The sequence below is a fragment of the Mucilaginibacter sp. P2_A5 genome, from assembly GCF_056404995.1.
On record NZ_JBFUCY010000006.1, the window covers coordinates 154,354 to 166,311 of the forward strand.

Sequence of the window (11,958 nt, forward strand, 5' to 3'; positions counted from 1 at the left end):
AGAATGCAGAGAAGAGCAGCATTAAAAAACATTGGCGGCCTGTTGTTGGTCCCGTCGATTGGGTTGAGCCAGGGTATTGATCCCAAAAGAAGAGCGTTAAGAGTAGCGCATGTTACCGATATTCACCTGAAAGATAAGTTTGGCGCCCCTGCCAAATTTGTGAAATGCCTGCACCACCTGCAACAGCAAAAGCCCGACCTGGTACTGAACGGCGGCGATATTGTGTTTGACATGAACAAGGAAAACCTGGGCACCATTAACACGCAATGGCAGCTGATGAAGGGCATCCTGAAAGCCGAAACCAGTATACCCACCCATTTTTGCCTGGGCAACCATGATATTTGGTGGACCGAGGATAATAAAAGCCAGGCGGTTTACGGCAAGCAATACAGTATGGACCAATTGCAACTGGCCAGGCCTTATAATAGCTTTATACAGGGCGGCTGGAAGTTTATTTTGCTCGATAGCGTTCACCTGGATGTTGATGGTACCTGGTACATTGGCAAACTGGGCGATGAGCAATTTGCCTGGCTGGAAAACGAACTCAAAACTACCGATGCGGCTATGCCGGTGCTCATCATGTCGCACATACCTATCCTAAGCGCCACGGTGCTGATAGCCGATAATATTATTAACAAATGGGAAATACTTGGCGGCGACATGCATACCGATAGTACCCGTATCATTAACCTGTTTGCCCAATATCCCAACGTAAAGCTATGCCTGGCCGGCCACATACACCTGCGCGACAAGGTGGTATATAATAACGTTACCTACATTTGCAACGGCGCGGTAAGCGGCGCCTGGTGGGAGGGCAACCTGCGCCAAACCGTCCCCGGCTACGGCCTTATCGACCTGTATAGCGATGGCACCTTTGAGGAGCAATATGTAAGTTACCTGGGGTAGTGCCGGTTAGCTCGGTATTAAGATTGAACTGCTGGCCTGCATAATGTGTTGTGTTGCGCAACAAGTGAAACAGGCAAAGTAATATTCATTTGATAATCAATTAATTACGAATTGTCATAAAATAAAAACCGCAACAGTGATACTAAAATCCTCTCGGCAGCCTGTCAATGCTATTATTAAGTAATAGAAAAATATTAAAGTTTCAGTTTCACGCCCACATCCTAACAAAAAATAAGCAAATCACTTCGTGCCTCTGTGTATTTTGAAAAACACCACCGAAAATATCATTAAAATTTATTTCTGCTAACCCTTGCTTTTCTTAAATTCGATTGCATACATTTGTAGTGCACTATCTAACTAGTGCACTTGTTATGGTAAAGATTAAAGAACTGCATTTCGGGTATCAAAAAAACAAGCCGCTTTTTAGCGGGCTAAGCCTTTCATTGAGCAAAGGCCATATTTATGGCCTGCTTGGTAAAAACGGGGCAGGTAAATCAACCCTGCTAAAAAACATGACAGGCCTTGCCTACCCGGCAAAGGGCGCCTGTTACTATAATAACAAAAATGTTTTCGGCAGGCCGGTTTCTGTTTTGGAAGATATATACTTTTTGGCCGAAGAGCTTTTTGTACCCGATCTTACTCCAGCCCAATATGTTAAAGGCACCGCGGTGTTTTATCCTAATTTCAGCAAAGCCGATTTTTACCGGTACCTGGGCGCTTTGGATGTTGATATGGATGCCGTGATGGATAAGCAAAGCTACGGCCAGCAAAAAAAGGCCATGATCGCCTTCGGCCTTGCCACCAATACAGGTTTGATGATCATGGATGAGCCTACCAACGGATTGGATATCCCTTCAAAAGTACAGTTCCGCAAACTGATAGCATCTGTACTCACCGAAGACAGGTGCATCGTGATATCTACCCACCAGGTACGCGACCTGGACAGCCTGATTGATACCCTGCTCATTTTACACAACGGCGAAATAGTGGTTAACCAATCAATGGACGAGGTGGCCGAAAAAATAACTTTCGGCAGCTATGCCGATACCGAAGGCCTGCCCGTACTATACGAAGAAAAAGGCCAGCGCGGCAAAAACGTTATTATGCGAAACACAACCGGCGAGTATAATAAAGTAGATCTTGAACTGCTGTTTAACGCCATTATAACCGGCAATCACCCCGTTTTACAAACCTTAAAAGCAACAGCGCATGAACGAGATATTTAACCTGAAACGCTTTGGCAGGCTGTTTTATAAACATACTACCGAACATTATAAAAGCTACCTGATGTTAATAACGGTACTTACCTGTGTACTGTTGCTGGGGGGAAGCTTCATGGTGTTTCTGCTGGATGTGCACATGGAACTTTCATTGCAATTAGTATTGCTGGGCTGGGTTATACTATTTACCGGCACCATATTTACCAGCACCATATTTGCCGACCTGGGCGACAATAAAAAAGCGCTTGGTACACTTACCCTGCCTGCTACCCATTTTGAAAAATACCTGGTGGCCTGGTTGTATTCATTTGTTATTTTCCTGGTGGTTTCCATCAGCTGTTTTTACCTGGTGATGTTGTTTTTATTGCATGCCAAACATTTCTCCGGCCCGCAGTTAGAAATTTTCAATCTTTTTTACCACCTGCCCGGGTTTGGTGGTAATGTGGCATTCATCATTCTTATTTTATATTCTCTATTTCATTCCATCGTTTTTTTGGGGGCTATCTACTTCAAAAAACTTCATTTTGTAAAAACTGCGCTGTTGTTTTTTATCGTGATAGCTATACTCATCACTTTTAACAATATAGCTATGGCGTATATGATACGCCGGGAAATTATCCAGGTGGTACCATTCACTTCGGTGGGTTTTATAGAAAAGGGGAAATACTTTGCTGTTAACACGGAAAATTTTGGATGGACAGGCCAGCTGGTATATATCGTGATGGCATTTATTTTATGGACGGCTGCTTACTTTCGCCTCAAAGAAAAACAGGTGTAATGCATTATGGAATTTAAAGATAAGGATGCCATATACCTGCAGATAGCAGCTTATGTGAGCGAAAATATATTATTAGGCAAATGGTTGCCCGAAGAAAAGATCCCCTCCACGCGCGATCTGGCCGTCGAACTGGAGGTAAACCCCAACACGGTTATCCGGTCATACGAGTTTTTGCAATCGCAGGAGGTGGTGATCAATAAACGGGGGCTAGGCTTGTTTGTAGCACCCGATGGCCCGCAAAAGGTAAAAGCTTACCGCAAGCAGCGCTTTATTCAGCAGCAACTGCCCGATTTTTTCAGAAATATATACCTGCTGGATATCGATATAAAAGACCTGGGGGATATGTACAAGGAATACACGGCCGGTTTAACCCAGCCTAAAGCAGACGAAAACAAATGAAAACAAGTACAAAAATATTTATGGGGGGAATAGTGTTCCTGGTACTATGTATCGGCGGATACGACCTGCTGCTAAAAAAAGAGTTTTTAACCGGCAGGTACAAAAACATTTATTCGCATTATACCACACTTCAGTACAAAAACTTTGACGCGTTAGAGATAAATGCCTCCCAAAAGGCAAGCATTTGCGTGGTGCAGGGACCTTTTAGTATTAAGATAGACCCCAACACCGCGGAATATATTCACTTCACCCAAAACGGCCGTCAGCTGCAAATGGACGTACAGTATACTGCAGAACGATTTTACAATGGCGATGGCTACCGGGTTATAATCTCATGCCCATATTTGTCAAGCGTAAAAACCAACGCCTTTGTTACCCTTAATAAGCAAAAGCTGATTGATACGGTATCAAATGATAACTGGAATTATGGCAAACTATTAATTGACGGCTTTAAACAGGATAGTTTAATAATTACCCAGGATTATGGCAGCCAGGTTATATTGGCCAATAACAACATCGGCCTGCTAAACGCTGCAGTGGGTATAAGCCCTTTAAGTGGTGCCCGCCTTAGCATCTTAAAAAGCAACCGCTTTGATGTGGCCATGCTACAGCTGCTCAACAAAAGTATCCTAACCCTTAACGAAGCTAAAATAAACCACCTGGACTACCATGCCGGCGATAGTACCCGGCTCATTATAAACGGGGCTGCCAAAAACAGCCTGTTACCCTATATCCACCTTAAACAATAGTAACTTATGAAATTACAAATCAATTCCCTTTCAAAAACCTACGCCAATGGGGTACATGCTTTAAAAGATGTATCCCTCACCCTAAATAACGGTATGTTTGGTTTATTAGGCCCAAACGGGGCCGGTAAATCATCATTGATGCGCACTATTGCCACTTTACAGGAAGCCGATAAAGGCAGCATTTTCCTGGATGATTTGGATGTGCTGAAAAACAAAACACAGGTAAGGCAGCTGCTTGGCTACCTGCCGCAGGAGTTTGGCGTGTACCCTAAAATATCGGCCGAACGCATGCTTGACCATATTGCCCAGCTTAAAGGTATAGGCAACGCCGCCGAACGCAAAGAATTAGTGGGTAGCCTGCTGGAGAATGTGAACCTATCTAAAGACCGCAAAAAGCACCTGGGTACCTTTTCGGGCGGGATGAAACAACGTTTTGGCATTGCACAGGCGCTGATAGGCAACCCTAAACTCATCATTGTTGATGAGCCAACCGCCGGCCTTGACCCTGCCGAACGTAACCGCTTTTACAACCTGCTAAGCCAGCTGGGCGAAAATACGATAGTGATACTATCCACCCATATTGTTGAGGATGTGAGCACACTCTGTGCCAACTTCGCCATTATTTGCCAGGGCGAGGTATTGTATGCTGGCCAGCCCGATACCGCCGTAAACGAGCTGGAAGGAAAAATTTACAGCAAAGCCATCAACAAGGCCGATCTTGATTTTTACAAAGATGATTTTTCGGTTATCTCTACCCAGTTAAAAACCGGCCAGCTGCACATTCGAGTTATACAGGATACCGAACCGGGGAACGGCTTTATCGCTGCTACCCCAAACCTGGAGGATGTATACTTTAGCAATATTGCCACCCGCGTAGATGTAAACACCATTTAACCCGCTTAAAAACAAAATATTATGTTTCGGAAAATATTCATTTTCGAGGTGCAAAACCGCCTCAGAAGGCCCGCGGTTTATCTTTATTTTGCCGCCATTCTTGTATTTACCATCACAACATTTGCCCACGGGTGGTTACCCCTGGGCGATAAGGAGCACATTAACGCGCCGTTTGTATTGACTTTATGGTGTGCGGGTATTACCATGTTTATGATGCTGGTAAGCTCATCAATTATGGGCGAACCGCTTTATCGCGATATTGAAAACAACACTAAAGATTATTACCTCACCTACCCCATTACCAAGGCAGGTTACTTTTGGGGCAGATACCTGGGCAGCTTTGTTTTTATGCTTTTTATAGCCAGTTCCATTATTATCGGGGCTTACATAGGCACAAAGCTTGGCCCGGCCATGGGCTGGAAAGACGCGAAAGAATACGGCCCAAATAAATTAAGCTATTACCTGCACCCTTTTTTGGTGATGGCCCTGCCCAACCTGTTTTTTACCTCGTCGTTATTTTTTGGCCTGGTAGCACTTACACGGAATGTAAAGGTGATTTATACCGGTGGCATCCTGCTGTTTTTAGGATATTTTATTTCTGTTTTCTTTCTGCAAAATACCAGTAATGCCACAGTAATTATTAATGCCGATCCCTTTGGTATCAGCGCCGTGCGCTTCATGTCCAACATTACCACATCGGCTGAAAAAAACACGATGCTGTTCCCGGTTACCGGTGCTTTTTTGGCCAACAGGTTGATATGGACAGGAGTTGGCCTGGTTATTTTGATATTTACCTACGTACGGTTCAGCTTTGAAAGGTTTTTTAGCGGCAAGCGCGATAAAGCAGCCATTGACGATGTGGTTTCAAAAACAAAACGGGCATTGGTATTAAAGGCCAATATTAGTTTTACTGGCTCCTACAACCGCAAAACCTTGTTTAGCCTTGCACGGGTAGAACTTACCAACATCATCCGCGATAATTATTTCTGGATAATTTTACTGGCCGGAATGGGCTTCCTGGGTTTTGTATTCTGGCTGGGTATGAATGATTATGGGGTTGCCTATTTCCCGCGCACGGTAATTTTAATGGCCATATTTAATGATGTTTTCCCCTTTTTCATCTTCTTCATCATCATATTTTACACCGGCGAAACCTTGCACCGCGACAAAATTACCCGTTATGCATTTATCAACGATTCCTTACCGCCGCCAAACTGGGTGCTTAATGGTTCAAAACTCCTGGCTTTGCTGGTACTTGGTTTCGGGCTATCGCTGGTACCGCTGATAACGGGATTGGTTGTGCAAACCATAAAGGGCTTCCATCAATATAACCTGTCGTTCTTTTTAATGTACGTGTTTACGGTAATTATGCCGCGCTTCCTGGAGATGGTGATTTTTGCATATGTGGTACATGTGGTCATCAATAACAAGTTTGTGGCGCATGGCGCTGGGGTAGCTATTTGGGTGTTGGTTTTCTTTTTAAATACTACCGGGATATTCAATTATAACCTGCTCATTTACTCATACACTCCCTGGTACGGTGTATCAGACATGGATGGCATTGGCCACATGCAGGCACCTATATACTGGTTTAACCTGTATTGGCTGTTATTTGGCGGGCTGCTTATCATTATAGCCGCTTTGTTTTATTACCGTGGCGTTACCAGTTCATTTAAAGAAAGGCTAAAATTAGTTGGTCAACGCTTTGATAGCAAAACAAAACTTTTTACCGCAGTTGTGGGCATAGCTTTTTTGGCTGTAGGCGCTTACAATTACTACAACATTAGCTACCTGAACAACTTTTTAACCCAGGGCGAAAACGAAGACAGGGCTATTATTTACGAAAAATCTTTAAAAAAATACGCCAGCCTGCCATTACCAAAGGTTACCGGGATAAAGCTGTTTGCAGATATTTATCCTGATAAGCAGCAGGAAATTGTAAAAGCCTTTGTAACTGTTTTTAACCCTACCGATAAACCAATTGAAAAACTATTGTTAGATGGCGATGACGTTACCGGTTATAGTATAAAAATAGCCGGCAAGCCCGTGCCCTTTACCTATCCGCTGCTGTACAAACGGGGTATGTTCAATTGGTTCAGGCCCAAACAGGATACGGCCGACTTTAGGTTATACCAGTTTGAAAAGCCTTTGGCCCCCGGCGATTCGGCCGTGTTCGAGGTCAATTCATACATTGCACATAAAGGCTTCGAAAATGGCTTGTACGCTCAAAACCTGCTGCACAACGGCACATTTTTTAACGGCGGCCTCCCTGGCATGGGGTATGATGATGACGACGAGGAAAACAGCAACTACGTGCGCAAAAAAAACGGGCTGCCCGAGAAGCAAGAGGAGGAAATAGCGCAAAACGACCCGGTAGGTATCAGCACCCTTAAATCGGGCAAATCATCCGGCTTGCTAAATCTTGATATTACTATAAGTACATCGGCCAATCAAACCGCCGTAGCCCCTGGCTACCTGCAAAAACACTGGCAGCAAAATGGCCGTAACTATTACCACTACACCGGCAATAATTTTTATGCCCCGCTGGCCATCCTATCGGCAAGGTATGCAAACCGGCATGATAGCGTACAGCTTGACCATAAGGTTAATGTAGATATTTATTACCACCCGGCGCATAATACCAATATCAACCGCATAATGGCGGCATATAAAGATGGCCTGCATTATTTTTCAAAGGCATTTGGCCCTTACCCTTTCAATGATATCCGCCTGGCCGAAACCAGTGATTTTGGTCCGCATGATGCTTCGTTAAGCACGCTTGATACTTATGCCGAGCGCTATGCCTGGAATGCCAATTTTGAAAACCCCAACCAGTTTGATTTTGTATATTTTAATACCAGCCGCCAGCTGGCACAGCAATGGTGGCGCTACCAGGTTGCACCAAACGCAACCGTAGGCTCATTAGTAATACCCGAAGGCCTGGCCAGCTATAGCGCCCTGCTGTTGGCCGAGCAAAAGTATGGCAAAGACAATATGAAATGGATATTGTATGACCAGGTGAGCTTTTACACCTTTATCAGGCACCGGATGGAAGACAAGGAACATCCCCTGATAAAAGCCGACAAGTGGTACTTATGGGGCGGCAAGGCCGGCCTGGTATTATACACCCTAAAAGACCTGATGGGCGAAGACAGCCTGAACAACGCGCTGCGCGAATTTAAAAATGCCTACGCATTTAAAAGCAAGCCGCCTTATGCGGGTAGTAATGATTTGTACCGCTATCTGCAAAAGCATGTGCCCGATTCGTTACAATATTACCTGACGGATAGCTGGCAAAAAATAACGCTTTACGATAATAAACTGATCGATTTAAAATCGGCGCCAACCGGCAACAAAAACGAATATAAGGTTACCCTTACCGTAAACGTAGGTAAAGTTTGGATTGATAGCAAAGGCAATGATATCGAGGCCAAAAACATGAACGACTATATAGATATCGGCGTGTTTGGGGCCAATACAACCAACAAGGAAGGCCGGTTGGTAACCAGCCCCCTTTACCTCAAACGGCACAAGCTTACCGCCGGTAAGCACACTATAACCACGATTGTAAAAGGTAAGCCCGTAAACGCAGGCATCGACCCTTATAATAAACTGATAGACCGTTTAATGGGTGATAATTCAAAAGATTTTTAACCCGCCAATTTTAAAAACTTAAAAATGAAAAACTTAAAGGTAACAATCAAAACCTTTGTAACCACGGTTGCAGTATTAACCTTTATGCGGGGTATTATTACAATTGCCCCCGTAATGGCCACACCGATAAAACAACAAGCCCCAATTATGGCTGATACGCCGTTAAAGGCCTTTGAAGGAATTTATCAGCTTAAGGAAAACGAGTATATGAGCTATCAGATTTATATTTATAACGGTAAACTGGTGGCAAAAATGTTAAACAATAAAACCGCGCTTTTACTCTCCCGAAAATCCGACCTGAGTTTTGAAGTAACCGATGCCGACGGTGACGAAACATCGACAATTGTTTTTTCAAAAAACGAAGCAGGCGAAATAACCCAGGCTGTATTGGCCGGCCGGCAATATTTTGCCAGGGTTAAAAATGTACCGCCAATAGTTGAGGTTAAACTGAGCGCCGCGCAACTAAAAGCAGTTGAAGGCAAATACCGGCCGGAAGGCAAAACAAATTTATTTTTACAGCTTACGGCAACAGAAAATGGCTTGCTGCTAAAGCAACTTTGGGATAACCAGGAGATTAGTTTTATGCCGCTTAACGATCTGCTGTTTTTAAATAAAGAGCGCGGGTTTCCGCTTAAATTCAGTAAAGATACTGCCGGTAACATTGTTAAGGTAGTAGCCTTTAACCGCGATGCCTGGGACAAAGTAAAGCCATAGGCCCTTATTATTTAGCAAATTACTGCTCAGGTTATGCACCAAAAACAACTCCTAAACCTTACTATTAAAAAGCACATCGGCGAGGCAACTGCCGATGAGCTTTTAACACTTGAAAGCCGGGTAAAAAGCCACAAAGCCGATGCATTTTATGTAAATACCATAACCGCCTGGTTTAACACTGATAACGAGACTGACGCTGGGCAGAGCGAGCGGCTATTTAAACGCATCAGGGATAAAATAGCCCGATAAACCGTTAAAATGAAATGAATGAGCCTGTCTAAAAATAAAAAACTACAGTCGTTGTTTTTACACAGAGAACCAAAATTGCACACATAGTGTAAAGTTACTTCACACTATGTGCGCAAAAACAGCAAAAACTTGCCCATCATACACTTTATGGTTATTTTTAATAGAAAACCGGTTAACTGGCTTCCATAAATATTAAAAAAACAGCCATGAATTTATTTAATCAAAATGATCCTGATGAGCTGAACGACGATGCTGACAGTGCCTTGCCTGAAAGCGAATTTACAGGCAACTCGTTTGATAACGATTTGCCTGACGGTCTTAAAAAGAATGAAGAAAACGAGGGAGAGCAGCTTGGCTTTACTTCGTTGGTTGGTGGCAAAAACACCCCGATAGGTTAGGTTGAAACTTTCCCTGCGGGATGCAAAATTCAATACCTGTCATACATGATGGGCCATGCACTTTTGTGCCCCCTTAGCCAATAAGTTTTCATAAAGGTTAAATTTCAACAAGGAATCGACAATAATATTGAGCTTTTGTTAGCCCCCAGGTGATGCAAATACAGTCCGTTGTTAAAATTGCACTGATAGGCTTACTGACAGCCAGCATGTCATTTTCCTGCGGGCAACATCAAAGTAATAAAGCGTTTACGCTATCTGCAGAAAACAGCAAAACCGACACCAGCCAAATTGCGCGGTTAGTTAAGAAAAGTTTATTGGTGCAGGCAACTAATGCCGATAGTGCTTTAATATATGCCGGCCAGGCCCTTGCTATTGCAAAAAACATCGGTTATAAAACGGGCGAGGCAAATAGCTTAAACCGGATGGGCGTTGTGTTATGGAAAAACGGCAAATATGACCGTGCGCTTGAACTGTTGCTGGGCGCCTTAAAAATAAGGGAAGAAAAAAAAGACCAGCCGGGCGAGCTGGCCTGCCTCAATAACATCGGCATCATCTATTCCGATCAAAATGATGATGAGAAAGCCCTTACCTACCACTTTAAGGCAAAGGCCATTGCCGAATCAACACATAACAACAAATTTTTAAGCACCATATTATCTAATATAGGCAACAGCTATATTAAATTGAATAAAGTGAACCTTGCCCTGGGGTACGAGATGCAGGCCTATGCGCTGCAACAAAACCTGGGCGATCAGGGTTCTTTATCAAATACCTTATCAATATTGGGCGATATTCACTATAAAATGAACCACCGGTCGCTTGCAATTGAATACTACCGGCTAAGCTTAAACAATGCTGAGAAAAACAACGATCAGGGTGGCCTGGCAGATACCTACAACAGCCTGGCTGCGCTATATAATGATATAAACCAACCAGATTCAAGCGCGCTTTATGCAAAAAAAGGGTTAGAAGCAGCGCAAAAAGCCCATTATCCAATCGCAATATTTACCGCAAGCAGTTTACTCACAAAAATATACCAGGCATCAAATGAGCACCTGGAACTGCTTTTTTTAAAAACGGCAATGGCCGCAAAAGACAGCATGTTTAGCATCGAGAAAATTAAGCAGGTACAAACACTAAGCTTTAACGAAGCATTGCGGCAGCAGGAGATTGCTGAACAAAAAAGGCATGAAGCCGAAGAAAGACTTATCAACCTGCAATTAGTAGGCATCGCCATTTTTATACCGGTTTTCTTTTTGGTGCTCCTTTTTCTTAGTAAGGGCCGTACCCACCGTAAGGTTATTGAATTTATGAGCGTGTTATCCCTGCTGCTTGTTTTTGAGTTTATTACCCTTTTTATCCATCCCTTTGTTCAACGTATCAGTAATCATTTACCTGTGCTTGAGTTAGCTATACTTGTAGCGCTTGCTGCAGTGCTGGTGCCGTTACATCACCGGCTTACCAACTGGCTCCGTTTAAAATTAGTACACGCCGAAGCGCACGCGCACCTGGTACAAGGAAAGCCCCGCGAGCCGGCAAAAAAACCGGTATCAAGAATCCACCGCTCGTCGTGACATGTACCCTGGCATTAACTTCCGGCAAAGAAACCGATAGACCTGGCTTCCTGCTCCTTGCCGGCAAGGCCCTGTATAAAAAGCTGCCCATCCTCAATTTTAAACTGAAGGCTGCGTTCGTCAAGCTTAAAACCATCTGCTTTTAAAATATCTTTTATCTTCTCAACAAGTTCCTTGCGATCAAACACGGGGCTTAACTTCAGCTGGTCGTCTACAGGCTCCAGCACAATACCATCGGCTTTATAGGAGAATATTTTTGAATCCATGCAATAAATATCGCGATTATTATGCCGCAGATACTTTGGTTAATGTCATGTTTTATTTAATCTGTTTCTGGCGATAAATTGACCTAAGATATTTTAGCTACCAGTTTCACCGACGGGTATGCGCTGCTATCACTACGCATTCTATCGGCGTAAAGCA

At 43.7% G+C, this 11,958-nt stretch carries 12 protein-coding genes; 11 read left to right on the plus strand and 1 reads right to left on the minus strand.

The window, feature by feature from the left end; all coding sequences use genetic code 11:
- Positions 1 to 3: 3 nt before the first annotated feature.
- The 11 genes from AC1DXF_RS07275 to AC1DXF_RS07325 all read left to right on the plus strand — a co-directional run bounded on the left by AC1DXF_RS07275 (position 4) and on the right by AC1DXF_RS07325 (position 11,535).
- Complete coding sequence (locus AC1DXF_RS07275) at positions 4 to 906, plus strand: metallophosphoesterase family protein (protein WP_477447609.1); 903 nt, start codon at positions 4 to 6, stop codon at positions 904 to 906.
- Positions 907 to 1,277: 371 nt separating this feature from the next.
- Positions 1,278 to 2,132 (plus strand): ABC transporter ATP-binding protein, encoded by an 855-nt coding sequence (locus tag AC1DXF_RS07280; protein WP_477447612.1) that lies wholly within the window; start codon positions 1,278 to 1,280, stop codon positions 2,130 to 2,132.
- Entirely contained in the window at positions 2,116 to 2,904 is a 789-nt protein-coding gene (locus AC1DXF_RS07285) for a hypothetical protein (protein WP_477447614.1), read from the plus strand. Before AC1DXF_RS07280 ends, AC1DXF_RS07285 begins: the two co-directional genes overlap by 17 nt.
- A gap of 6 nt (positions 2,905 to 2,910) precedes the next feature.
- The gene (locus AC1DXF_RS07290; RefSeq protein WP_477447616.1) at positions 2,911 to 3,303 is read left to right on the plus strand and encodes a GntR family transcriptional regulator; all 393 of its coding nucleotides are present in this window, start codon (positions 2,911 to 2,913) and stop codon (positions 3,301 to 3,303) included.
- On the plus strand, positions 3,300 to 4,052 hold the full coding sequence (locus tag AC1DXF_RS07295; RefSeq protein WP_477447618.1) for a hypothetical protein: 753 nt from the start codon (positions 3,300 to 3,302) through the stop codon (positions 4,050 to 4,052). Before AC1DXF_RS07290 ends, AC1DXF_RS07295 begins: the two co-directional genes overlap by 4 nt.
- A 6-nt stretch (positions 4,053 to 4,058) precedes the next feature.
- Positions 4,059 to 4,946 carry an ABC transporter ATP-binding protein gene (locus tag AC1DXF_RS07300; protein ID WP_477447620.1) on the plus strand — a complete coding sequence of 296 codons (888 nt, stop codon included), beginning with the start codon at positions 4,059 to 4,061 and terminating at the stop codon, positions 4,944 to 4,946.
- A 21-nt stretch (positions 4,947 to 4,967) separates the two neighbouring features.
- Positions 4,968 to 8,600 (plus strand): ABC transporter permease/M1 family aminopeptidase, encoded by a 3,633-nt coding sequence (locus AC1DXF_RS07305; RefSeq protein ID WP_477447623.1) that lies wholly within the window; start codon positions 4,968 to 4,970, stop codon positions 8,598 to 8,600.
- Positions 8,601 to 8,624: 24 nt separating this feature from the next.
- Positions 8,625 to 9,314, plus strand: coding sequence for a hypothetical protein (locus AC1DXF_RS07310; RefSeq protein ID WP_477447625.1), 690 nt, complete (start codon positions 8,625 to 8,627; stop codon positions 9,312 to 9,314).
- Between the two features lie 33 nt (positions 9,315 to 9,347).
- Positions 9,348 to 9,563: a hypothetical protein gene (locus AC1DXF_RS07315; RefSeq protein WP_477447627.1), complete on the plus strand. Its 216-nt coding sequence runs from the start codon at positions 9,348 to 9,350 to the stop codon at positions 9,561 to 9,563.
- Positions 9,564 to 9,769: 206 nt separating this feature from the next.
- Complete coding sequence (locus AC1DXF_RS07320) at positions 9,770 to 9,961, plus strand: hypothetical protein (RefSeq protein ID WP_477447629.1); 192 nt, start codon at positions 9,770 to 9,772, stop codon at positions 9,959 to 9,961.
- Positions 9,962 to 10,113: 152 nt separating this feature from the next.
- Complete coding sequence (locus AC1DXF_RS07325; RefSeq protein WP_477447631.1) at positions 10,114 to 11,535, plus strand: tetratricopeptide repeat protein; 1,422 nt, start codon at positions 10,114 to 10,116, stop codon at positions 11,533 to 11,535.
- 14 nt (positions 11,536 to 11,549) lie between these two features.
- Here the strand turns inward: AC1DXF_RS07325 and AC1DXF_RS07330 are convergent, their stop codons facing one another.
- On the minus strand, positions 11,550 to 11,801 hold the full coding sequence (locus AC1DXF_RS07330) for a hypothetical protein (RefSeq protein WP_477447633.1): 252 nt from the start codon (positions 11,799 to 11,801) through the stop codon (positions 11,550 to 11,552).
- Positions 11,802 to 11,958: the final 157 nt, after the last annotated feature.